Origin of the sequence: Streptomyces sp. NBC_00454 (genome assembly GCF_041434015.1) — a bacterium.
Classification (GTDB): domain Bacteria; phylum Actinomycetota; class Actinomycetes; order Streptomycetales; family Streptomycetaceae; genus Streptomyces.
In genome coordinates this window covers 6,263,726-6,287,223 of the sequence record NZ_CP107907.1, presented here as the reverse complement: position 1 = coordinate 6,287,223, position 23,498 = coordinate 6,263,726, and the positions used below count along the sequence as shown (strand labels likewise).

Here is a 23,498-nt window from a genome sequence, read left to right as displayed (position 1 = left end):
GGGCCCGCCGACCCGTCAGGCGGGCCCCACGTCTTCGCTCCCGTCCAGTTCGAACCAGACCACCTTGCCCCCGCCCAGCGCCAGCGAGTCCACGCCCCAGGCGTCCGCGAGCGCCTGGACCAGTACCAGCCCCCTGCCGTGCGTACCGTGGTCGGCGGACGGTACGTACGGCCGGGGCCGGCGGGCGGCGTAGTCCCGGACCTCCACGCGCAGGCGGGCGCGGGCGAGGGTCGCGGACACCTCCGCACCGTGATCGGTGTGGACGAGGGCGTTGGTGACGAGCTCGGTGATCAGCAGCTCGGCCACCTCGGCGGTGTCCGCCCGGCACCGGTGGCGCATCAGCTCCCGTAAGGCCCTTCGGATTTCTCCGACTGCTTTGAGATCCGCCCGGCGCACGCTGTGGGTGATCCCCAGCATGTCCACCGCTCCCCCGTCCTCGACCGACGGTTCACGCGGTTCCGGCCGCCCCTTCTTCCACAGCTTTCCGGTCTTCGCCCCCACCCGCACGGCGATGTACCTCCCGTGTGCCGCTACCGAAGGCCCGCCTCTCGAACAGGCCTACGGGATGCATGCCCCCCAGGGGAATCCGCACGCATACGGGCTTACGGGCGCGGTACGTTGCGGAGGTTGGATCGAGCCATCTGGATCATCCGGCCGACCCCTCCGTCCAGCACGATCTTGCTGGCGGACAGTGCGAATCCGGTCACCATTTCGGCGCTGATCTTCGGTGGAATCGACAGGGCGTTGGGGTCGGTCACCACGTCCACCAGGGCTGGCCCCTTGTGCCGGAAAGCATCCTTCAAAGCGTCCTTGAGCTGCTTGGGCTTCTCCACGCGGACCCCGTACGCGCCCGCCGCGCGGGCGATGGCCGCGAAGTCGGGGTTCTTATTCGTAGTTCCGTACGAAGGCAGGCCGGAAACCAGCATCTCCAACTCGACCATCCCGAGGGATGAGTTGTTGAAGAGAACCACTTTGACGGGGAGGTCGTACTGCACGAGGGTGAGGAAATCTCCCATCAGCATGGAGAAACCGCCGTCGCCGGACATCGACACCACTTGACGTCCGCGATCGGTGAACTGTGCGCCGATGGCCTGCGGGAGGGCGTTGGCCATGGATCCGTGGCTGAAGGAACCGATGATGCGGCGCTTGCCGTTCGGGGAAAGATAGCGCGCCGCCCATACGTTGCACATGCCGGTGTCGACGGTGAAGACCGCGTCCTCGTCGGCGAGTTCGTCGAGGACGGCGGCCACGTACTCGGGGTGGATGGGCGTGTGCTTCTCCACTTTCCGCGTGTACGCCTTCACCACCCCCTCCAGCGCGTCCGCGTGCTTCTTCAGCATCCGGTCCAGGAAGCGGCGGTCCGACTTGGCCCTGACGCGGGTGTTCAGCGCGCGCAGGGTCTCCCGTACGTCTCCCCAGACCGCGAGGTCCAGTTTCGAGCGGCGGCCGAGGTGCTCGGGCCTGATGTCCACCTGGACGATCTTCACGTCGTCGGGGAGGAAGGCGTTGTACGGGAAGTCCGTGCCGAGCAGGATCAGCAGATCGCACTCGTGGGTGGCCTCGTAGGCCGCGCCGTAGCCGAGCAGGCCGCTCATGCCGACGTCGTAGGGATTGTCGTACTGGATCCACTCCTTGCCGCGCAGGGCGTGTCCGACGGGGGCCTTGACCCGGCCCGCGAACTCCATCACCTCCGCGTGCGCCCCGGCGGTGCCGCTGCCGCAGAACAGGGTGACCTTGTCCGCCTCGTCGACGAGCCGGACCAGTTTGTCGATCTCGGCGTCCCCCGGGCGCACGGTCGGCCGTGCGGTGACCAGGGCGTGCTCGACGCTCTTCTCCGGAGCGGGCAGGGAGGCGATGTCTCCCGGCAGCGAGATCACGCCGACCCCGCTGCGGCCCACCGCGTGCTGGATGGCGCTCTGCAGCACCCGGGGCATCTGCTGCGGGTTGGAGATCAGCTCGCTGTAGTGGCTGCACTCGGTGAACAGCCGGTCGGGGTGGGTCTCCTGGAAGTAGCCGAGGCCGATCTCGCTGGAGGGGATGTGGGAGGCCAGCGCGAGGACCGGGGCCATGGAGCGGTGGGCGTCGTAGAGCCCGTTGATGAGGTGGAGGTTGCCGGGGCCGCAGGAGCCCGCGCAGGCGGCCAGGGTGCCGGTGATCTGGGCCTCGGCGCCGGCCGCGAAGGCGGCGGTCTCCTCGTGGCGGACCTGGATCCACTCGATGTCGCCCGTACGGCGGATCGCGTCCACGACCGGGTTCAGGCTGTCGCCGACGACCCCGTACATCCGCCGCACGCCCGCGCGCACGAGGATGTCGACGAACTGCTCGGCCACGTTCTGCTTTGCCATGGAGGGGGCGCCCTTTCCGGTTCTGCTCTGCCGTGTGCGCCTCCCATCCACGCATGATCCGCCCGGTTACGCCTCCCAGACGGCGGCGGCCGTCCGGTCGTCGGCGTAGCCCTTGAGGCGGAGCTGGGTGTCCGCGAGGAAGGCCGCGAGGCCCGGCGGGGGCTCGTCGGACCAGCGGGCGGCGAGTTCGGCGCAGAGCACCTTCTCCTCGCGCATCGGTTCGGCGAGGCCGCCGGAGCACAGGAGCAGGGTGTCGCCGGGGCGGGCCACTGAGCCGCGGAAGCGGAACCCGGTGTCCGATGCCGGAGCTTCCTCCAGGTCGCTCCACTCCCCCGCGCGGAGCCGGAACAGTCCGCCCGCGCCGGCGCCGAAGGAGATCCGGGTCCGGCACTCCGGGTCGACCGGCAGCAGCAGCCCGCGCAGCCCGGCGGTGTAGGCCTCCTCCGCGAGCCCGAGCTCCGCGGAGCGGGCGCGCAGCCGGCCGTAGCCCCGGTCGGTGAGCCGCTGGAGCCCGGACCGCAACGCCTCGCGCCGCCCGGTCCGGATGTCCTCGGCCAGCCGCTCCTGGCTCCGCCCGACGGCCCCGGCGACGGAGCGGCACAGCTCGGCGGCGGCCGCGGCGGCTCCGGGCGCGGCCCGGTCCCCGCCGGCGAGGACGACCAGGACCAGGGCGTCGGGGCCCGCGCCGAAGCGGGCGGTGAGCAGGAAGTCCCGCCGGGGCTCGCCCCGGAACCGGGCGGAGTCCCCGCGCAGCGAGGCGGCGCGCAGGGTGTAGCCGCCGTACTGGGCCCCCTCCAGCACGGTGTCGGGGGTCAGGGCGTCGAGCGCGGCCGGATCGGCGGTGGGCAGCGCGACGGGCTCGGGCGCGTAGGTCGGCGGGCGGTCCCCCAGGTGCGCCGCCACCGGCCGCTCGGCGAGAACGGCCGGAGCGGGCTCCTCCCGGGCCCCGGCTCCGGCGTCCGCGGCCGACTCCGGGGAGCCCTCGGCACTGGCCGACGGGGCGGGCACCGGCGGTACGGTCCCGTCCGCGGGCCGCGGCGGGGCGGATTGCGGCTCCGGGGCCGCGGGGGCGGGCAGCGCGGGCGGTACGGAGACGTCGCCGAGCGCGTACCAGGTCTGGCCGCCCGCCCGCGGATCCCGCGGCGGCGGCAGCAAGGACTCGCCGTACGCCCCCTCCGCCGGGGACCAGGCCTCCGGGACCACCGGCGGCGGGACCACCGGCGGCGGTGGCGCCGGCTCCAGTGCGGCCGGCTCGGGTGCCACCGGCTCCGGTGCCACCGGCTCCGGTGCCACAGGCTCCGGTGCCACCGGCGGCGGGGCCTGCTCCTCCGGAGTCGGCCGGTCCGGGCGGGCGGGGTCCCGGCGCTGGCCGGGCAGGATCGCGCCCTCCCCCGAAACCGGTGGGGCCACCATCACCGCCGCCGAGCGGAAGCGGTGGTCGAGCGTGTCCCGGGGATCGGTTTCCGGTCCCGCGTCGGGGTCCTCGTAGAGTTTGTGCCACCAGTCATCCGCGCCCGCGCCCTGCTGACTCATGTCCCACATTGTCGTGCTCCGCCGCGGGCGGAATCCGGCGAACACACGAAAAGGGGAGCCCACCGGACCGCCGTCCGGTGGACTCCCCTCGTATCAGTCGTACGACTTAGCGGATGTCGTACGCCCGCGCGACCATCTGGGTGACGGTGGCGCCGTTCACATCGGTCAGCTCGACCTTGAGCATGACCTGCTTGCCGGCCGCTCCGGCATGGTCCACGGTCGCGGTCCACTGCCCGCCGCGCTCGCTCACCTTCGCCCCGGTCCAGCTCTCACCGTTGTCGTACGAGTACGACAGCTTGGCCGACTTGAGCGCGCCGGGCGCGTAGCCCGCGTGCCCGCTGACCCCGAGGTTGATTTCCTGGCCGTTTACTGCGGCCAGCGTCTTCATGCCGTCCAGCGGGGCGGAGATCCGCGGGAAGAGGACCGGCAGCGGCTGCGAGTACTGCGCCGCGTCCAGCTTCGAGCGGAAGGTCCACGTCGTGGAGATCGCCTGCGAGCGCTGCCAGGTGCGGGCGGGCTGGCCGAACTTCTCCAGCTGCTGGGTCAGTTCGTACGTGGCCTCGCCGGCCGGGACCTCGAAGACCCCGGAGGGGTAGCCGCTGTCGCCGAGCGACTCTCCGTCGCGCTTGAGCGAGACGTTGCCGAGGTCGCCGAAGCCGCCCTGCTGCGCGAAGTGGCCGCTGTCGCCCCACATCGCGGAGGCGAAGCCGATCAGGTTGCCCTGCCGCTCGGCCGCCAGCTGCTCCTTGCCCGCCGTGTCGCGCGGCGCCACCGGGCCGATGACCCCGTCGTACCAGCTCTCGGCGCGCTTCGAGCCCGCCGCGTACGTACGGTGCTGGTCGGTCATGAACTCGCCCCACGGGAAGCTGCTGGAGACCAGGTGGTCCCAGGCGGTGTCCCCGGCGGAGTAGTACTCGGTGCGCTTGCCCGGCACCGAGACGGTGTCGATGGAGCCGAAGTACACGGCGCTGCCGAGCGGCCGGTAGGCACCGGTGACGTCGATGAAGTCGGAGGCGACGCCCATCGACTGGTAGGAGGACTCGACGGCGCCGAGCTCGCGGTCGCGCACCCGGTAGGTGCGGTCGCCCTGGACCGGGCCCTTCTCGATCTGGGCCAGGTTGTAGACGTACGGGCTCTTCGCGCTGCCCTTCCAGCTCAGCGTGACCTTGCCCGCGCCCAGCTCGGCCAGGAGGGCCCGGCCCTCGCCCGACTCGATGGACATCGCCGGGAGGGAGCCGCCCGCGTAGCCGGTGAAGCCGGCCCAGCGGCCGGGAGCGTCGCGGTAGGCGAGGACGGCCTTGGCTCCGGCCTTCTTCGCGTCGGCCGCGACCTGGTAGAGGGAGGCGTCGTCCACCTTGACCAGCACGATCGCGTCCTTGGCGGCGACGGCGGCGAGCTCCTCGGCCGTGCCGGTGCCCGCGTTGACGAGCGGAGCGCTGCCGGTGCCGTCCAGGTTGTCGCTGCCCGTGGAGGCGGTGATCGGATGCAGCACGGGGCCGCCGTTCGCCTTCAGCTCGGAGATCAGCGGAGCCGCCGCCCGCCAGTAGCTGCCGAACTCGTAGGCGCCGTCCTTGGCCCGGCCCTCCACGGAGGCGTAGTAGCCGCGGATGGTGCGGCCGCCCATGGCGGTGCCCGCGTGCTGCCAGACCTCGCCCCAGGAGCGGGAGAAGGCGAGGGTGGTGGCGCGCGCCTCGGTGGGCTTGTCGGTCGCGATGCTCAGCCGGGCCGCCTTGCGGGCGTCCAGCACGATCACCGTGTCCTTCTTGATCTCCGTCTGCGGGCGGCCGAGGTAGGTGAGCGAGTCGACCATGGTCGCGCCCTCGCCGGCGTCGGGGGTACCGACGAAGGCGGAGAGGAAGTACGCGCCCGGGCGGACCCGGTAGACCTGGTCGACGGAGCCCTCGTTGAAGCGGCGCTCACCGGTGGCGTCGTCGGTGCCGATCACGTCCAGGGAGGACGGTCCGGCGGCCGGCTTGCCGTCGCGGTCGATGAGCTTGACCCGCAGGGTGACCGTCTCGGGCTCCACGTACAGCGAGAACGGGGTGGAGACGTGCACGCCGTTCGCCGTGGCGACCACCCGGCCGGCCACGTCCCCGTACTGGGAGCGCTCCAGCTTCGCGGACGGGTCCAGGGCGAGCGGCACCTTGACGGTGGCGCCGGCCGGGACGGTCACGCTGCGCTGGCCGAGGCGGGCCACCTGGCTGCGGACCGCGGAGCCGTCGTTGCCGGTGACCTTCTCGACGGAGAGGTTCAGCGTGACGGGCTTGGTGCCCGTGTTGGTGTACGGGACCTCGACGTTTCGGCGGTCGCTGCGGTCCTGCGGCCAGTTGTACGCGCCGCCCTGGAGCGAGGAGGCGCTGGTGACGGTGGTGTCGATGGCGGCCTTGACGTCGAGTCGGCCACCGCCGGTCTCCCGTACGTCACCCGGGATCGCGGTGTTCGCGGAGCCGACGAGCGCGGCCTTGATCTGCTGCGGGCTCCAGTCGGGGTGGCGCTGCTTGACGATGGCGGCGGCGCCCGCGACGTGCGGGGTGGCCATCGAGGTGCCGGACATGGACTGGTACGCGTACACCCCGCGGCCGCCCATGCTGGCGGCGGAGATCCCGACGCCGGGAGCGGCGATCTCGGGCTTGAGGGTGTGCTGCAGGCCGGCCGGGCCGCGGCTGGAGAAGGAGGCCGTGCTGTCGTCGCGGTCGACGGCGCCGACGGTCAGCACGCTGGGCGCGCAACCGGGGGACGAGACCGTGTTGTTGCCGGGGCCGGAGTTGCCGGCGGCGATGACGAAGAGGGTGCTGCTGCTCTGCGCCAGCGCCTCGGTGGCGGCGGCCATCGGGTCGTCGCAGGAGAGCTGGGAGGGGTCGCCCAGGCTCATGGAGACCACGTCGGCCTTGCTGTCGACGGCCCACTGCATGCCCGCGATGATCCACGAATCCAGGCCGTAGCCCGAGTCGTTGAGGACCTTGCCGCTGAGCAGCTGGGCCCCGGGCGCGACGCCCTTCTTCGCGCCCGCGCTGGCCGCGCCGGAGCCGCCGACGGTGGAGGTGGTGTGGGTGCCGTGGCCCTGGCGGTCCTCGGCGGTGTCCGAGTCGGTGAAGTTCTTCGCCTCGGCGACCCGGCCCTTGAGGTCGGGGTGTTCGAGGTCCACACCGGTGTCGAGGACGGCGACCTTGGTGCCCGTGCCGTCGAATCCGGCGGCCCACGCGGCGGTGGCGTTGACCTGCTTGGTGGAACGCTCCAGGTTCGCCTGGACCTTGCCGTCCAGCCACAGCTTCTTCAGCGGGGCGGCGGCCGCGGAGCGGGTGTGCGGGTTCGTGGCCGCGCCGGTGACGTCGGACCAGAACTCGGCGGCCTTCGCCTTGTCCGCGGCCAGTGCCACGCCGCCGATGGACCCGAGGACCAGCGACTGCTCGGCGCCGCGCGGCACCGGCGGGGCGCTGCGCGCCAGGCTCGCCGAGGCCTCGTAGACCGCGATCAGCGGGAGCTTCTTGGCGTGCGCGTCGTCGTAGCCCTGCCGGATCAGGCCGGTGACGTTGAAGAGCTCCTCGTCGACCTTGCCCGCGGCGAGCGCCTTGACGGCGCTCTCGGGGTAGACGTACAGGTCCTTGCCCGCCTGGCGGGTCTGGACGACCGGCTGCGAACCGTCCTCGCGGGGCATCGCGGTGGCGGCGGTGCGGCCGGCCGCGTCGGTGGAGACCAGGACCCGGTCGCCGGTGACCAGGGTCACCGTGACGGGCCCGGTGGGCTGCGCGGAGGCGGCCTCGCTCCCGGTGAGGGGCCTGTTCGCCGTTCCGGCCCCTGCTGCGGTCCCCGCTCCGGACGTTCCGTCCGACGGCTGCGCCGTGGACGGGCCCACGGCGGTGACGGCCAGGACGGCCGCGATGGCCGCTCCCAGTGCCGTACGCGATATCGGGCGCATCGCTCTCCCCAGGTGATTTCCGGCCAACTACTGCATTGCACGGCGAAACCGCCGCGTAAATGGCTTCTGGCCAGCGGATGTTGGTGCTGCGGTGGCGTCACCTTGGCAGAGAGACGGGTGGTGCGGCGATGATGTCCGCGGCGGGTTTGCGCCGTGGCCGCTTCCCGCCAGGAACGGCACTGAGAGGGCTGGGTGGACGGGTTGCTGGGTGCGATAGGTCTCGACGAGGGGCAGGAGTCGGCGTACCGCGCGCTGGTCGCGCTGGGGGCGGCGGAGATACCCGATCTCGCACACCGGCTCACGCTGCCGGTGCAGCAGACCGAACGGGCCCTGCGCCACCTGGAACGGCAGGGGCTCGCCGCCCAGTCCTCCGCCCGGCCGGGCCGCTGGGTGGCGGCCCCGCCCGGCGTCGCGCTCGGCGCGCTGCTCACCCAGCAGCGGCACGAGCTGGAACAGGCGGAGCTCGCGGCGGCGCTGCTGGCGGAGGAGTACCGGGCGGAGGCCGCCGAGCCGGCCGTGCACGACCTGGTCGAGGTGGTGACGGGCGCCAGCGCGGTGGCCCACCGCTTCCACCAGCTCCAGCTGGGCGCGGTGGAGGAGGTGTGCGCGCTGGTCAGCGGCCGCCCGCAGGTGGTGACGGGGACGGACAACGAGGCGGAGGACCGGGCCGCCGTACGGGGCGTCGCGTACCGGGTCGTCATCGAACGGGAGGTGCTCACCCTGCCCAGCGGGATCCGCGAGGCCTCCTCGGCGCTGGCCCGCGGGGAACACATCCGGGTGACGGAACAGGTGCCGACCAAGCTGATGATCGCGGACCGGGCCCTCGCGATGGTCCCGCTCACGTCCCGCGGCGCGGAGCCGGCGGCGCTGGTCGTGCACGCGTCGGGGCTGCTGGAATCCCTGATGGGGCTCTTCCAGGCGGTCTGGCGGGAGTCGCTGCCGCTGCGGCTGGGCTCCTCCGGCGCGCCGGAGGAGGGGGACGGCGGCCCGGACGTCACGGACCTCGAAATCCTCTCGCTCCTCCTGGCGGGGATGACGGACGCGAGCGTGGCGAAACATCTGGAACTGGGCCTGCGCACGGTCCAGCGGCGGGTGAAGGGGCTGATGGAGCTGTCCGGGGTCACGACCCGGCTCCAGCTGGGCTGGCACGCGTACGAACGGGGCTGGGTGGCCCGATAGCCCCAGGTCAGGCAGGCTGAGCAGATGGATCTGCCTCAGCTGCTCCTGGTGGGGCTGGTGCTGCTGCTCGGAGTGGTCGGGGTACTGGTCCCCGGCGTCCCGGGAACCTGGCTGGTCTGGGCCGGTGTGCTGTGGTGGGCCATGCACGAGCGGTCGGCGGCGGCCTGGACCCTGCTGGTCGCGTCGACGGCCCTGCTGCTGGTGGTCCAGGTGGTGAAGTGGCTGCTGCCGCCGCGCCGGCTCCGGGGCGTGGGCGTGACCCGCCGGATGGCGGCGTACGCGGGCGCGGGGGCGGTACTGGGCTTCGTGCTGGTGCCGGTGGTGGGGGCGGTTCCGGGGTTCGTGGGCGGCATCTACCTGTGCGAGCGCGAGCGCCTCGGATCGCACGGGGAGGCGTGGGCCTCCGTCCGGGCGGTGATGCGGGCGGTGGGGACGAGCGTGCTGGTGGAACTGTTCGCGTGCCTGCTGGTGGTGGGGGCGTGGGCCGGGACGCTGATGTGGGCGTAGGGCTCGGGCTCAGGGCTCGGTCGTAGGCCCCGGTCTTAGGCCCCGGTCGTAGGCCATTGGCCCGATGCGCGGTGCGGGCGGGCCTGGGATCGTCTTCCCCATGACGGACTTCAAGGGTTTCAGCGAGCAGGAACTGGCATACCTGCGGTCGCAGCACCTGGGGCGGCTCGCGACGGTGGACGCCACCGGGCAGCCGCAGGCGAACCCGGTGGGGTTCTTCCCGCAGGACGACGGGACGGTCCTGGTGGGCGGGCTGGCGATGGGCAAGACGAAGAAGTGGCGCAACCTTGCCGGGAACCCCCGGCTGTCCCTGGTCGTGGACGACCTGGTCAGCACCAGGCCGTGGAAGGTCCGGGGCCTGGAGATCCGCGGCCGCGCGACCCTCGAGACCGGCCCGCACACCCTGGGGCCCCACTTCAGCCCCGAGGTCATCCGGATCCACCCGGAACGCGTCCTGTCCTGGGGGCTCGACGCGTAGCCGCAGCCCGCGGCCACCCGCAGCCCTGACGGGGCTGCGGGTGGCTGAGCCCGAAGGGTCAGGCGCGGCCGCTCCGCTTCGCGGAATAGTTCGCCCGGCCCTCCGCGGAGCGCAGCCGCCAGTCCCGCCTCAGCTCCGCGCGGAGCCTCGCGTCGGTCTTCGCGACGATCCGCTGGTTCTCGCGCAGCAGCTTGCGGTAGCTCTCCAGCCGCCGCTCGGGCAATGCCCCCGAGTCCACCGCCTCGCGCACCCCGCAGCCCGGCTCCGCCTCGTGCGCGCAGTCGTGGAACCGGCACTGCGAAGCGAACTCCTCGATCTCCGAGAAGACCTGCCCGACGCCCGCTCCGGCGTCGAACAGCCCGACGCCCCGCAGCCCGGGGGTGTCGATGAGCACGCCGCCGCCCGGCAGTACCAGGAGGTTGCGCGTGGTGGTGGTGTGGCGGCCCTTGCCGTCGACCTCGCGGGCCTCCTGGACCTCCATCACGGCCTCCCCGAGCAGGGTGTTGGCCAGGGTGGACTTGCCCGCGCCGGAGATTCCCAGGAGCACGCTCGTACCCCCCGAGGCGACCGCGGCGAGTACGTCCGTACCCTCTCCGGTCAGGGAGGACACGGTGACGACGGGGACTCCGGGGGCCGCCCCCTCCACGTCCTGGACGAGGTGTCCGAGGGTGACCGGGTCCGGGACCAGGTCCGCCTTGGTCAGGGCGACCAGCGGCTGCGCCCCGGATTCCCATGCGAGCGCGAGGAAGCGCTCGATGCGGCCCAGGTCGAGTTCGACGGCCAGCGATACCGCGATGATCGCGTGGTCGACGTTCGCGGCGAGGATCTGGCCCTCGGACCGCTGCGAGGAGGTGGACCGCACGAAGGCGGTCCGGCGCGGCAGGTACGCCTTCACGTAGCGCGGACTGCCGTGTGCCTCCACCGCCGCCCAGTCTCCGGTGCAGATGACCCGGAGCGGGTCGTGCGGGGTGACGAAGGCGGTGTCGGCGCGGACGATTCCGTCGGCGGTCATGACGTCGCACTGGCCTCGGTCGACCCTTACCACCCGGCCGGGCACGAGGCCCTCTGCGGTGTACGGGGCGAATTCGGCCGCCCACGCGTCGTCCCAGCCGTAGGGGGCGAGAGCGTGCGGAAGCGGAGCCTGCGGGAAAGAAGAGAAAGACAAGGGAAACCCTTCACAGGGTGGCCCCGGCGGTGCGCGCTGCTGTCGAGCGCGGGAGATGAGGAGAAGTCAGCCGGAGACCACGGAAGTGACATTGATGGTCTTCTGAGTGCGGGCAACGCCCTGCGCCATGACAGTCATCAATGAACTCACCTCCGAGTCGTACACACACGTGCTGACGAGCGGTCCCGCACAGCTCGGCGGGAACACCCCCACCGTAACAAGGCCCTTGAGGCCCGCGCCAATTCTTTTTCGGGTTCCCTTCCGGATCCCTTTCCGGGCCTCCGTCCGCGCGGCCCCGGGACGGGGTGGGACTTACCGTCGGTCAGGGACCGGCTATCGGGCCCTGCCCCAAGTCGGTTGAGGAGTTAGGCTGCTCCGCGTGGACAACCGTGAGCTTGCAGATTCTGAGACGCTTTACGAGACGGGAATCGGCCGGTCGGCACCGCACGACGAGCCGGTCGTCGAGACGGCCTCGGACACCAGGAAGCGGATTCTGCGGGTGTCCACGGAACTGTTCTCGGTCCACGGTTTCCACGACACCTCGCTGCGCGAGATCGCCGAGCGGGTGGGCGTCTCCAAGCCGGCGGTGCTGTACCACTTCCCCGGCAAGGCCGACATCCTCGGCGCCCTCGTGGAGCCGATGCTCCGCGATCTGGTGGCGGCCATATCCCGCGCCGCGGCCGCCGCACCCGAGGAGCCGGCCTCTGACGGGCCGGATGGCACCGGGGGAACCGACGTACCCGGCGGGCCCGCGGGAGCCGGTGGCACCGGCGCGGCCGACCGGATCCGCTGGGCCGCGATCGAGGGGGTCCTCGACACCTGGCTGAGCCACCGCCACCTGCTGCGGCTCAACCTCCAGGACATGGCCGTGGCCACCCCCGGGCCGGCTTTCGCCCGCCTGCGGGAGGCGATGCTCCGGGCCAACGCCCTGGTCGCGGGGGCCGGTCCCGGGTTCGCGGAGCGGGTGCGGGCCGCTCAGGCCATCGCGATGCTCTCCGACCCGGTGGTCCTCTTCGCCGACGCCCCGGTCCCCGAGCTCCGCGCGGCGGTCCTGGACGGCGTACGACGTCTCCTGGACGGGCCCGCCGAGCACCCGTCGGCGGCTCCGGCCGCGCGTCCCGCGCCCGGGGGCCGGCGCGGGCGGCCCGCCTCCATGACCGCGGCCATGACCGAGGCCGCGCGCCGGATGCACGCGGCCGGCAGCGGTGCGACCGCGATCGCCGCCGCGCTCGGCGTCTCCCGGGCCACCGTCTACCGCCACCTGCCGCCGGAGGACGAGGACGCCGGGTGAGCCGGTCGCCGGGTGAGGAGGACGCCGTGTGAGGTCCGGTTCATGTCCGATTCCTTCAAGACCGGCGGCCCCGGCCGCCCCTAGCCTGACGGCATGACTCCCCGACTCGACATGATCGGCATCATCGTCTCCGACATGGCCGCCTCACTCGCCTTCTACCGCCGCCTGGGCTTCGACATCCCGGCCGGGGCGGACTCCCAGCCGCACGTGGAGGCCGTCCTGCCGGGCGGTCTGCGGATCGGCTGGGACACCGAGGAGGTCATCCACTCCTTCGACCCGGCCTGGACCCGGCCCGAGAGCGACGGCCGGGTGGGGCTCGCTTTCCTGTGCGACTCCCCCGCCGAGGTGGACTCCCTGTACGCGGCATTGACGGAGGCCGGGCACACCGGCCATCTGAAGCCCTGGGACGCCTTCTGGGGCCAGCGCTACGCCGTGGTCCTCGACCCGGACGGCAGCGGGGTCTCCCTCTTCGCCGCGGCCGACCCGGCCTGACCCCTGGCGTCCGGCCCCGCCTGACCACCGGCCGCCGACGCCGCCGCGTAGCCCCCCGGTGTGGTCCCCGCCAGGGCCCGTACCTCGCGGGCGTAGTGCGCCTGGTCGGCATAGCCGGCCGCCTGGGCCACCTCCGCGTGCGGCAGCCCGCGCCGGGTCAGCGCGAGGGCCCGCTGGAGCCGCAGGATCCGCCCGAGCGTGCGGGGCCCGTAGCCGAAGGCGTCCAGCGAACGCCGGTGCAACTGCCGCTCCCCCAGGCCCACCGCCGCCGCGACGGCGGCCACGCCCTGCCCTGCCCGCAGCCGGGCCGCGACCTCCCGGGCCAATGCGTCCGCGGGGCCGGCTTCGTCCGCGCGGAGCCGGGCCAGCTCCTCCAGTCCCGAGCACGGGTCCTCGTACGAGGCCACCCGCCCCGCGAGGCGCCGTACCTCGGCGGCCGGCCACAGGTCGGCCAGTTCCACCCGGCGGTCGCGCAGCGCGCTCGCCGGTACGCCGAGCAGCGCGGGCGCGGTGCCGGGGGCGAGCCTGATCCCGGCGAAGCCGGTGCCGGGGACCTCGCCGGCGGGGTGGGCCGCGGTGTCGGGTCCGGCCACCAGGAGCCGCCCGTCCACCCACAGCAGGTCCATGCAGCCGTCGGGCAGCACCACCCCGGCGCCGGCCCCGGTGGCCCGCCAGAGCACGGCGCCGGGCAGCACCCGGGACGGCCGTTCCTCGTACACGCCCCTCGGGGTCGTCACACCCGTCACGCCCCTCAGGCTACGACCGGCGGTCAGTGCTTGCGCAGCCTGGAGTGGTAGTCCTCGGGCGGCAGGAACTTCGACCAGCGCTCCGGGAACTCCGAGGGCATGTCGTCGTCCTCGTCGTCCTCCGACTCGCCTTCGGCGAGCGCCCGCCAGGCGGCGGCGCGGGCGACCAGCTGGGCGGCTTCCGCCTCGCGGACCCGCTCGTTCGCCTCGCGCGCCGCCGCGGTGGCCACCGAGGGCCAGACCCGGTCGATGGCCGCGTTGACGGCCGCGCCGACGAGGACGGCGAAGGCCGAGATGCCGATCCACAGCAGGACGGCCACGGGGGCGGCGAGCGATCCGTAGATCGTCGGGCCCTCCACGGTGTTGGTGAGGTAGATCCGCAGCAGGAACGAGCCCAGCACCCACATCGCGAGGGCGACGAGCGCGCCCGGCACGTCCTCGATCCAGGGCGAGCGGACGGGGACGGAGACGTGGTAGAGCGTCGTCAGGAAGGCGATGCAGAGCAGGGTGACGACGGGCCAGTACAGGACCGCGATCACTTCCGTGCTCCACGGCACCAGCCGTACCACCGCGTCGGGGCCGACCACCATCAGCGGCAGCACGATGGCGCCGATCAGCAGGGCGATGACGTAGAGGAGGAAGGCGAGCAGCCGGGTCTTGACGATGCCGCGCTGCCCGTCGAGCCCGTACATGACGGTGATGGTGTCGATGAAGACGTTGACGGCGCGCGAGCCGGACCACAGGGCGAAGGCGAAACCGAGGGAGATGAGGTCGGGGCGGCCCCGGTTGGTGACGTCGTCGAGCATCGGTTTGGCGATGTCGTTGACGCCCCTGTCGGAGAGGACCGTGCCGACCGCCCGCAGGATGTTCTCCTCGATGCTGGCGACGGTGGTGCCGCCCGACCAGCCGTCCACGTAGCCGAGCAGACCGAGCAGGCCGAGGAAGAGCGGGGGCAGCGAGAGGAGGGTGAAGAAGGCCGCCTCGGCGGCGAGTCCGAGGATCCGGTACTCGATGCACGAGTTGACGGTGTCTTTGAGCAGCAGCCACGCCATCTTGCGCATGGAGACGTTGCGGTAGAGGACTCGGGCCCGGTGGAGCCGCCCTGGGATCCGCTCGGGTGTTTCTTTTGCTGGCTGCACGTCCTTACGGTATCCGCATGGCAGCCACCACCCACACAGTCACCAATCAGGCCCCGCTCCTCACGGGCTACGACGTATACGGCAGCGACCGGGTCCTGAGCGAGGGCGTGGAGCGGCATCTCGAGGGCGCGGCGCCCGAACTCGCCGCGGAGGTAAGGGAGGAACTCACGGATCTGGGCCGTGCGGCCGGTTCCCGGCAGGCCCAGGAATGGGGGACGCAGGCGAACGAGAACCCGCCGAAGCTGCGGACGCACGACCGTTACGGCAACCGGATCGACGAGGTGGAGTTCCACCCCTCGTGGCACCGGCTGCTGGGGCACGCGGTGGGCTCCGGGCTCACGGACGCGTGGGGGCGGCCGGCGGGGCACCTGCGGCGCGCGGCCGGGTTCTTCGTGTGGTCGCAGGCGGAATCGGGGCACGGGTGTCCGGTGTCGATGACGCACGCGGCGGTGCCGGCGCTGCGCACGGATCCGGAGTTGGCCGCCGAGTGGGAGCCGCGGCTGACCTCGCACGTGTACGAGGAGGGGCTCAGGCCGGCCGGGCAGAAGGCCGGGGTGCTCTTCGGGATGGGGATGACGGAGAAGCAGGGCGGCAGCGACGTACGGGCGAACACGACGGCGGCGGTGCCTCTGGACGCCTCGGGCGAGTACCTGCTGACGGGGCACAAGTGGTTCTGTTCGGCGCCGATGTGCGACGGGTTCCTGGTGCTGGCGCAGGCGCCGGGAGGGCTGACGTGCTTCCTGGTGCCCCGGGTGCTGCCGGACGGCACGCGCAACGTCTTCGCGATCCAGCGGCTGAAGGACAAGCTGGGGAACAAGTCGAACGCTTCGAGCGAGGTGGAGTTCGACGGGACCTGGGCGCGGCGGGTGGGCGAGGAGGGCCGGGGGGTGCGGACCATCATCGAGATGGTCGCGGCCACCCGGCTGGACTGCGTGATCGGCTCGGCCTCGCTGATGCGGCAGGCGCTGACGCAGGCCGCTCACCATGCGGAGCACCGCTCTGCTTTCGGAGCACCGCTCATCGACCAGCCGCTGATGCGCAACGTGCTCGCCGACCTCGCCCTGGAGTCGGAGGCCGCCACCACCCTGACCCTGCGCCTCGCGGCCGCGTACGACGCCGGCACCGAGCAGGAGCGGGCCTTCCTGCGCCTCGCGGTGCCCGTCGCGAAGTACTGGGTGACCAAGCGCTGTACGCCGATGGTGGCGGAGGCACTGGAGTGTCTGGGCGGAAACGGCTACGTCGAGGAGTCCGGGCTGCCCAGACTGCTGCGCGAGTCCCCGCTGAACTCCATCTGGGAGGGATCGGGCAACGTACAGGCCCTCGATGTGCTGCGCGCGCTCCAGCGCGAGCCCCAGGCACTGGGCGCCTTCCTCCAGGAGGTGGGCCTGGCGAGGGGCGCCGACCACCGGCTGGATTCGGCCATCAAGAACCTGCTGACCGAGCTCGCCGACCTGGAGGGCATCGAGGCGCGGGCCCGCCGGGTGGTGGAGCGGATGGCCCTGGTGCTGCAGGGATCCCTGCTGGTCCGGTGGGCCCCGCCGGAGGTGGCGGACGCCTTCTGCGCCTCGCGGCTGGGTGGCGACTGGGGCGCGGCCTTCGGCACGCTGCCGCACAGCCTGGACCTGCGGTCCGTCGTGGAACGGGCCCGGATCGCGGGCTAGCGGTGGTCCCCAAACCGCCGCGGGCATGGATCCGGGCCCGTTGAACGGGAACAGGGATGGCGCCGCGCCGACTCGGCACCACCCCTGATCCGAGAAGCCCCGAGGAAGGAGCTGTCACGTCGCTCGGCGACGTCCGCACAGTTTCGATCGGACGACCGGGACTTGGCGAGAGTTGCATGACGTTGCAACCTTTGAAGCACCACCCGCACGGCGTACCACCTGCACCACGCACCACGTGCACGACCAGCACGACCTGCACCACGTGCACGACCAGCACCACCCGCACGACCTGCACCACGTGCACGACCAGCACGACCTGCACCACGCGCACGACCAGCACCACCCGCACGACCTGCACCACGTGCACGACCAGCACGACGCACCACATGCTCCACACGCACCACATGCTCCACACGGGGAGGTTCCGGTGGCCCACACCACAGGCAGCGCGGTCGATGCGGCACGCATCTCGGCCATGGACGCGCGGGAGGCCGCGCGTCTGCTCAAGGGAGTACGGGAGGCCGCGCTCACCGGGGGCCGGCCCCCGACCGCACCGCGCCCGGAGATCGCCGAGTCCTGGCGCCGGATGCTGGCGGGCGGGGTCCACCCGGACCGCGACACCCGCAGCCGCATGCTGTCGTCCGCCGAAACCGAGGAACGGCGCCAGACCTCCCCGCTACGGGAACTCCTGCCCGTCCTGCGCGAGGGGCTGCTGCCCGCGCTGGACGAGGCCCTGCACATCATGGTCGTCGCCGACGCCGACGGGCGGCTGCTGTGGCGCGAGGGCCACTCCTCCATCCTGCGCAAGGCGGACCGGCTCGGCTTCGGCGTGGGAGCCGACTGGGACGAGGCCGTGGTCGGCACGAACGGGGTGGGCACCGCCCTGGTGGCCCGCAGACCGGTCCAGGTGTTCTCGGCGGAGCACTTCGTCTCCAGCCACCATGACTGGACCTGCGCGGGAGCCCCCGTACGGGACCCCCGGGACGGGCAGCTGCTCGGGGTCGTCGACGTCAGCGGCCCGCTGGCCACCATGCACCCGGCGACCCTGGCCTGGGTGAGCTCGGTGGCCCGGCTCGCGGAGCGGGAGCTGCGGATCCGGCACCTGGAGTCCCTGGAACGGCTGCGCTCCGTCGCGGCCCCGCTGCTGGCCCGGCTGCCCGGCCGGGCGGTGGCCGTCGACGGCCACGGCTGGACGGCGGCCGTCACCGGGCTCGCGCCGACGGAGCGGATCCCGCTGCCGAAGACCTTCGGGCCGGGCCGGGTGTGGGTGCCGCAGCTGGGCGACTGCCTGGTGGAGCCCCTGCCGGGCGGCTGGCTGCTGACCGTCGCGGAGGTCCGCCGGGGCCCGGAGGCCGCCGCCCGCGTCGTCCTCGACCTCAGCCGGCCCGGGGCGTGGCTGGCCACCGTCTACGGGGCTTCGGGCAGCTGGTCCCAGGAGCTGAGCCCGCGCCACGCGGAGCTGCTGTTCCTGCTGGCGGAGACCCCCCGGGGCCGCTCGGCGGCGGAGCTCTCCCAGGAACTCTTCGGCGACCCGACGCGGACGGTGACGGTGCGCGCGGAGATGTCCCGGGTCCGGCGCAACCTCGCGGGCGTCCTGACCCACCGCCCGTACCGCTTCGCGGAGGACGTGGAGGTGGAGCTGATCCGCCCGGGGAACCCGGCCGCCCTGCTGCCGCACTCCACGGCCCCGGCCGTGATCAGGGCCCGGCTCTGCCATCCGGGACCGGAGGGTCCCGCGGACCCGGCGGGTCCGGCGGGTCCGGCAGGTCCGGCAGGTCCGGCAGGTCCGGCAGGTCCGGCAGGTCCGGCGAGTCCCGGGGGTCCAGCAGGCCCCGGGGGCCCCGGGGGCCCCGGGGGCCCTCCCAGGGGCCCTCAGAGCGGTGGCTGGGGAGTGTGATTCCCTGAAGTCCATGAGCACCATCACGCTGACCACCTGGTCCCTGGAAATGACCTCGCCGTCCGATCTCGTCCCGGCGGCCGTGCCCGGGCCCGAGATCCAGATCGTCCGGTCGCAGGTCCCGTCGCCGGAGTTCAGCCGCTTCCTCTACGCCTCGGTGGGCGGCGACATCCACTGGACGGACCGGCTCGCGCTGACCCGCGCGCAGTGGGTGGAGCAGCTGGAGCGCCCCGGCGTGGAGACGTGGGTGGCGTACGACCGGGGCACGCCCGCGGGCTACGTGGAACTCGACCCGCAGCCGGACGGTGTGGTGGAGATCATGTACTTCGGTCTCCTCCCCGATTTCCGGGGCCGCCGGATCGGCGGGCACCTGCTGTCGGTGGGCGTCGAGGCGGCCTGGTCCCTGGCCTCCCGCTGGCCCTCCCTGGCCCCGACGAGCCGGGTCTGGCTCCACACGTGCAGCGAGGACGGCCCGACGGCGATGGCCAATTACGTCCGCCGCGGTTTCAAGGTCTTCCGCGAGGAATCGGAGCCCAAGGAATCCACCCCGACCCCGGGCCCCTGGCCGGGCGCGTAGCCTCCGCACCGCACTGCCCCGTCGGACCGGGTCCGATGGGGCAAAAGGGGCTCCCGAGGTGACCCCCGTCACGGGGATCTCGCGATGCGAGACGAGTTCGTCCGGATTGTGGACAGTAGTGGACTCCTCCAATCGCCACATGCCACGCTTCCGCCATGAACGGAGCTGGAATTGCCTTGGTGAGTCGGCGGCACGTCGACCTCGGCCGCATGTCCAGCGCCATCTGTCCGGCACGCTGAGGGAACCAGCACCGCCGCACGGCGCACCGCGCGCAGCCGCCGCGCCCGCCGTAAACACAGATAACCACTGCAGCCCCCTGTAGGCAGGACGCCGCCCCAAAAGGGCGGTAACCAGCCACATCCGCTCCACGCGCGCCAGGGGTCACGCCGCCGCTCTGCCCCCTGCCCCTGCCTCGAGCCGCCGAAGAAGGACGTACCGCCATGGCCGCCACCCCCGAAACGACCGCAGCCGCCGCACCCGGCGCCGCCGCGCGCCGCAAGACCGGCCGTCACCGCGGTGAGGGCCAGTGGGCCGTCGGACACCACACGCCCCTCAACGGCAACGAGCAGTTCAAGAAGGACGACGACGGTCTCAATGTGCGGGCGCGCATCGAGAACATCTACTCCAAGGCGGGCTTCGACTCGATCGACCCGAACGACCTCCGCGGCCGGATGCGCTGGTGGGGTCTGTACACCCAGCGCAAGCCCGGGATCGACGGCGGCAAGACCGCGATCCTGGAGCCGGAGGAGCTGGACGACAAGTACTTCATGCTGCGCGTCCGCATCGACGGCGGCCGACTGACCACCGAGCAGCTGCGCGTCATCGGCGAGATCTCCGAGGAGTTCGCCCGCGGCACCGCCGACCTCACGGACCGGCAGAACGTGCAGTACCACTGGATCCGCATCGAGGACGTCCCGGAGATCTGGCGCCGTCTGGAGGCCGTCGGCCTCTCGACCACCGAGGCCTGCGGTGACACCCCCCGCGTCATCCTCGGTTCGCCCGTCGCCGGCATCGCGCTGGACGAGATCATCGACGGCACGCCCGCCATCGACGAGATCTACGCCCGCATCGTGGGCAACCCGGCCTTCTCGAACCTGCCCCGCAAGTTCAAGTCCGCGATCTCCGGCTCGCCGCTGCTCGACGTGGCGCACGAGATCAACGACATCGCGTTCGTGGGCGTGAACCACCCCGAGCACGGCCCCGGCTTCGACGTCTGGGTCGGCGGCGGCCTCTCCACCAACCCGAAGCTGGGTGTGCGCCTGGGCACCTGGGTCTCGCTCGACGAGGTCCCGGACATCTACGAGGGCGTCATCTCGATCTTCCGCGACTACGGCTACCGCCGGCTGCGCACCCGCGCCCGCCTGAAGTTCCTCGTCGCCGACTGGGGCCCGGCCAAGTTCCGCCAGGTCCTGGAGGACGAGTACCTGAAGCGCAAGCTGACGGACGGCCCCGCGCCCGAGCAGCCCAGCGGCCAGTGGCGCGACCACGTCGGCGTCCACCAGCAGCAGGACGGCAAGTTCTACGTGGGCTTCGCGCCCCGCGTGGGCCGCGTCGACGGCGCCACCCTGACCAAGATCGCGGACGTCGCGGCGCAGCACGGCTCCGGCCGGCTGCGCACCACGGCCGAGCAGAAGATGATCGTGCTCGACATCGAGGCCGACCAGGTCGACTCGGTCGTCGCGGCCCTGGAGGCGCTCGACCTGCGGGTCAACCCGTCCCCGTTCCGCCGCGGCACGATGGCCTGCACCGGCATCGAGTTCTGCAAGCTGGCCATCGTCGAGACGAAGGCGCGCGGCGCCTCGCTGATCGACGAGCTGGAGCGCCGCCTGCCGGAGTTCGCCGAGCCGCTGACCATCAACATCAACGGCTGCCCGAACGCCTGCGCCCGTATCCAGGTGGCGGACATCGGTCTCAAGGGTCAGCTGGTCCTGGACGACGACGGCAACCAGGTGGAGGGCTACCAGGTCCACCTGGGCGGCGCACTCGGCCTGGAGGCCGGATTCGGCCGCAAGGTCCGCGGTCTCAAGGTCACCTCGGCCGGTCTGCCCGACTACGTCGAGCGGGTCGTCACGCGCTTCGAGGACCAGCGCGAGGACGGCGAGCGCTTCGCCGCCTGGGTGACCCGTGCCAAGGACGAGGACCTGTCGTGAGCGAGCGCGCCGCACCGTTCTACTGCCCGTACTGCGGCGACGAGGACCTGTTCCCGAACGAAACAGGCCACGGCGCCTGGGAATGCAGGGCCTGCAATCGAGCCTTCCAGCTGAAGTACCTCGGGCTGCTGGCCCGGGGTGTTCAGTCCAATGCCGCTGGAGGGGAAGAGATATGACCACGATTCAGGACGCGAGTCTCAGCGCGGACGAACTCAAGGCGCTGGCCGAGCAGGCGGGCCGGGACCTCGAGGACGCCACCCCGCTGGAGATCCTCACCTGGGCGGCCGAGACCTTCGGCAAGAAGTTCGCCGTGACCTCCTCCATGGAGGACGCGGTCGTCGCCCACCTGGCCTCCCGCGCCTTCCCCGGCGTGGACGTGGTCTTCCTCGACACCGGCTACCACTTCGAGGAGACCATCGGCACCCGTGACGCGGTCGAGGCCGTGATGGACGTCAACGTCATCACGCTCACCCCGCGCCAGAGCGTTGCCGAGCAGGACGCCGAGTACGGCCCCAAGCTGCACGACCGCGACCCCGACCTGTGCTGCGCGCTGCGCAAGGTCAAGCCCCTGGAAGAGGGCCTGACGGCGTACGACGCATGGGCGACGGGCCTGCGCCGCGACGAGTCCCCGACCCGGGCCAACACCCCGGTGGTCGGCTGGGACGAGAAGCGCCGGAAGGTCAAGGTCTCGCCGATCGCCCGCTGGACCCAGGACGACGTGGACGCGTACGTCCTGGAGCACGGGGTCCTCACCAACCCGCTGCTGATGGACGGTTACGCCTCCGTCGGCTGCGCCCCCTGCACCCGCCGGGTGGCGGAGGGCGAGGACGCCCGCGCCGGCCGCTGGGCCGGGCGCGGCAAGACCGAGTGCGGACTGCACGGCTGATGACGGCCACCAGCGCGACCAACGAACGTACTGAACCGACGGAGACGAACCAGATGAGCGTGAGCGACCAGGGCGCCACCGTGTGGCTGACCGGGCTGCCGAGCGCGGGCAAGACCACCATCGCCTACGCGCTGGCCGAGCGGCTGCGCGCCGAGGGCCACCGCGTGGAGGTCCTCGACGGCGACGAGATCCGGGAGTTCCTCTCCGCGGGTCTCGGCTTCAGCCGCGAGGACCGGCACACCAACGTGCAGCGGATCGGCTTCGTCGCCGAACTCCTCGCGTCCAACGGCGTGAAGGCCCTCGTGCCGGTCATCGCGCCGTTCGCGGACAGCCGCGAGGCCGTCCGCAAGCGCCACGCCGCCGAGGGCACCTCGTACCTGGAGGTCCACGTGGCCACCCCGGTCGAGGTCTGCTCGGAGCGTGACGTGAAGGGCCTGTACGCCAAGCAGGCGGCGGGCGAGATCTCCGGCCTGACCGGAGTCGACGACCCGTACGAGGCGCCGGAGTCCCCGGACCTCCGTATCGAGTCGCACACGCAGTCCGTGCAGGAGTCGGCCTCGGCCCTGCACGCGCTGCTCACCGAGAGGGGCCTGGCATGACCGCCACCGTCGCACACGTCCACGATGGGACGGACGCGCCCTACGCGCTGTCGCACCTCGACGCCCTCGAATCGGAGGCCGTGCACATCTTCCGTGAGGTGGCGGGCGAGTTCGAGAAGCCGGTGATCCTCTTCTCCGGTGGCAAGGACTCGATCGTCATGCTGCATCTGGCGTTGAAGGCGTTCGCGCCGGCGCCGGTGCCGTTCACCCTGCTCCACGTGGACACCGGTCACAATTTCCCCGAGGTCCTGGAGTACCGGGACCGCGCGGTCGCCCGGCACGGCCTGCGCCTGCACGTGGCCTCCGTCCAGGAGTACATCGACGCCGGGAAGCTCCGCGAGCGCCCGGACGGGGTCCGCAACCCGCTGCAGACCGTCCCGCTCACCGAGGCGATCCAGAGCCTGAGGTTCGACGCGGTCTTCGGCGGCGGCCGCCGTGACGAGGAGAAGGCCCGCGCCAAGGAACGCGTGTTCTCCCTGCGTGACGAGTTCTCCCAGTGGGACCCGCGCCGCCAGCGCCCCGAGCTGTGGCAGCTCTACAACGGCCGCCACGCGCCGGGCGAGCACGTGCGTGTCTTCCCGCTGTCCAACTGGACCGAGCTGGACGTGTGGCAGTACATCGCCCGCGAGAAGATCGAACTCCCGGCCATCTACTTCGCCCACGAGCGCGAGGTCTTCCAGCGCAACGGCATGTGGCTGACGGCCGGCGAGTGGGGCGGCGCCAAGGCGGACGAAACCACCGAGACGCGTCTGATCCGCTACCGCACCGTCGGTGACATGTCCTGCACCGGTGCCGTCGATTCCGACGCCACCACCCTGGACGCCGTGATCACCGAGATCGCCGCCTCCCGCCTCACCGAGCGGGGTGCGACCCGCGCCGACGACAAGCTGTCCGAGGCCGCGATGGAAGACCGCAAGCGCGAAGGGTACTTCTAGAA

21 protein-coding genes are annotated in these 23,498 nt (G+C 72.3%); 14 read left to right on the top strand and 7 right to left on the bottom strand.

Annotated features, from left to right (window positions below):
• Positions 1 to 15: 15 nt before the first annotated feature.
• The 4 genes from OHU74_RS28820 to OHU74_RS28805 form a co-directional block, all read right to left on the bottom strand.
• Positions 16 to 417, bottom strand: a complete 402-nt coding sequence (locus OHU74_RS28820) for an ATP-binding protein (RefSeq protein WP_371619842.1) — start codon at positions 415 to 417, stop codon at positions 16 to 18.
• Positions 418 to 602: 185 nt separating this feature from the next.
• Entirely contained in the window at positions 603 to 2,345 is a 1,743-nt protein-coding gene (locus OHU74_RS28815; protein ID WP_371618555.1) for a pyruvate dehydrogenase, read from the bottom strand.
• A gap of 66 nt (positions 2,346 to 2,411) precedes the next feature.
• On the bottom strand, positions 2,412 to 3,878 hold the full coding sequence (locus tag OHU74_RS28810) for a protein phosphatase 2C domain-containing protein (RefSeq protein WP_371618554.1): 1,467 nt from the start codon (positions 3,876 to 3,878) through the stop codon (positions 2,412 to 2,414).
• Positions 3,879 to 3,984: 106 nt separating this feature from the next.
• Positions 3,985 to 7,794, bottom strand: coding sequence for a S8 family serine peptidase (locus OHU74_RS28805; protein ID WP_371618553.1), 3,810 nt, complete (start codon positions 7,792 to 7,794; stop codon positions 3,985 to 3,987).
• Positions 7,795 to 7,995: 201 nt separating this feature from the next.
• Here OHU74_RS28805 and OHU74_RS28800 point away from each other — a divergent pair, with 201 nt between their 5' ends.
• The 3 genes from OHU74_RS28800 to OHU74_RS28790 all read left to right on the top strand — a co-directional run bounded on the left by OHU74_RS28800 (position 7,996) and on the right by OHU74_RS28790 (position 9,958).
• Positions 7,996 to 8,973: a helix-turn-helix domain-containing protein gene (locus OHU74_RS28800; RefSeq protein WP_371618552.1), complete on the top strand. Its 978-nt coding sequence runs from the start codon at positions 7,996 to 7,998 to the stop codon at positions 8,971 to 8,973.
• A 24-nt stretch (positions 8,974 to 8,997) separates the two neighbouring features.
• Positions 8,998 to 9,480, top strand: coding sequence for a DUF456 domain-containing protein (locus OHU74_RS28795; RefSeq protein WP_371618551.1), 483 nt, complete (start codon positions 8,998 to 9,000; stop codon positions 9,478 to 9,480).
• 100 nt (positions 9,481 to 9,580) lie between these two features.
• Positions 9,581 to 9,958, top strand: a complete 378-nt coding sequence (locus OHU74_RS28790; RefSeq protein WP_371618550.1) for a PPOX class F420-dependent oxidoreductase — start codon at positions 9,581 to 9,583, stop codon at positions 9,956 to 9,958.
• A gap of 58 nt (positions 9,959 to 10,016) precedes the next feature.
• On the opposite strand, the gene rsgA is transcribed toward OHU74_RS28790, so the two are convergent.
• The gene (gene rsgA, locus OHU74_RS28785) at positions 10,017 to 11,123 is read right to left on the bottom strand and encodes a ribosome small subunit-dependent GTPase A (protein ID WP_371618549.1); all 1,107 of its coding nucleotides are present in this window, start codon (positions 11,121 to 11,123) and stop codon (positions 10,017 to 10,019) included.
• Between the two features lie 379 nt (positions 11,124 to 11,502).
• Between rsgA and OHU74_RS28780 the strand changes: the two genes are divergently transcribed.
• The gene (locus OHU74_RS28780) at positions 11,503 to 12,414 is read left to right on the top strand and encodes a TetR family transcriptional regulator (RefSeq protein ID WP_371618548.1); all 912 of its coding nucleotides are present in this window, start codon (positions 11,503 to 11,505) and stop codon (positions 12,412 to 12,414) included.
• A 93-nt stretch (positions 12,415 to 12,507) separates the two neighbouring features.
• A complete protein-coding gene (locus tag OHU74_RS28775; protein WP_371618547.1) occupies positions 12,508 to 12,906 on the top strand; it encodes a VOC family protein in 399 nt (132 codons plus the stop codon).
• Here the strand turns inward: OHU74_RS28775 and OHU74_RS28770 are convergent.
• Positions 12,840 to 13,625: a helix-turn-helix domain-containing protein gene (locus OHU74_RS28770; RefSeq protein ID WP_371619841.1), complete on the bottom strand. Its 786-nt coding sequence runs from the start codon at positions 13,623 to 13,625 to the stop codon at positions 12,840 to 12,842. The two genes, OHU74_RS28775 and OHU74_RS28770, sit on opposite strands and share 67 nt — an antisense overlap.
• A gap of 50 nt (positions 13,626 to 13,675) precedes the next feature.
• Positions 13,676 to 14,791: a YihY/virulence factor BrkB family protein gene (locus tag OHU74_RS28765; RefSeq protein ID WP_330299239.1), complete on the bottom strand. Its 1,116-nt coding sequence runs from the start codon at positions 14,789 to 14,791 to the stop codon at positions 13,676 to 13,678.
• Positions 14,792 to 14,808: 17 nt separating this feature from the next.
• Between OHU74_RS28765 and OHU74_RS28760 the strand changes: the two genes are divergently transcribed.
• From OHU74_RS28760 to cysD, 9 genes are all read left to right on the top strand, one after another.
• Positions 14,809 to 16,452 (top strand): acyl-CoA dehydrogenase family protein, encoded by a 1,644-nt coding sequence (locus OHU74_RS28760; protein WP_371618546.1) that lies wholly within the window; start codon positions 14,809 to 14,811, stop codon positions 16,450 to 16,452.
• A gap of 475 nt (positions 16,453 to 16,927) precedes the next feature.
• Positions 16,928 to 18,349: a GAF domain-containing protein gene (locus tag OHU74_RS28755; protein WP_371619840.1), complete on the top strand. Its 1,422-nt coding sequence runs from the start codon at positions 16,928 to 16,930 to the stop codon at positions 18,347 to 18,349.
• 13 nt (positions 18,350 to 18,362) lie between these two features.
• Positions 18,363 to 18,926, top strand: a complete 564-nt coding sequence (locus tag OHU74_RS28750; protein ID WP_371618545.1) for a GNAT family N-acetyltransferase — start codon at positions 18,363 to 18,365, stop codon at positions 18,924 to 18,926.
• A 155-nt stretch (positions 18,927 to 19,081) separates the two neighbouring features.
• Positions 19,082 to 19,165: a putative leader peptide gene (locus OHU74_RS28745; RefSeq protein ID WP_312847410.1), complete on the top strand. Its 84-nt coding sequence runs from the start codon at positions 19,082 to 19,084 to the stop codon at positions 19,163 to 19,165.
• A gap of 201 nt (positions 19,166 to 19,366) precedes the next feature.
• Positions 19,367 to 21,076, top strand: a complete 1,710-nt coding sequence (locus OHU74_RS28740; protein ID WP_371618544.1) for a nitrite/sulfite reductase — start codon at positions 19,367 to 19,369, stop codon at positions 21,074 to 21,076.
• Positions 21,073 to 21,252, top strand: a complete 180-nt coding sequence (locus OHU74_RS28735) for a hypothetical protein (protein WP_330299235.1) — start codon at positions 21,073 to 21,075, stop codon at positions 21,250 to 21,252. The genes OHU74_RS28740 and OHU74_RS28735 overlap by 4 nt, the downstream gene beginning before the upstream one ends.
• Positions 21,249 to 21,962, top strand: a complete 714-nt coding sequence (locus OHU74_RS28730; protein WP_371618543.1) for a phosphoadenylyl-sulfate reductase — start codon at positions 21,249 to 21,251, stop codon at positions 21,960 to 21,962. The genes OHU74_RS28735 and OHU74_RS28730 overlap by 4 nt, the downstream gene beginning before the upstream one ends.
• Before the next feature lie 53 nt (positions 21,963 to 22,015).
• Entirely contained in the window at positions 22,016 to 22,561 is a 546-nt protein-coding gene (gene cysC, locus OHU74_RS28725) for an adenylyl-sulfate kinase (protein WP_215148038.1), read from the top strand.
• Positions 22,558 to 23,496 carry a sulfate adenylyltransferase subunit CysD gene (cysD, locus tag OHU74_RS28720; protein WP_371618542.1) on the top strand — a complete coding sequence of 313 codons (939 nt, stop codon included), beginning with the start codon at positions 22,558 to 22,560 and terminating at the stop codon, positions 23,494 to 23,496. The genes cysC and cysD overlap by 4 nt, the downstream gene beginning before the upstream one ends.
• The last annotated feature ends 2 nt before the right edge of the window (positions 23,497 to 23,498 follow it).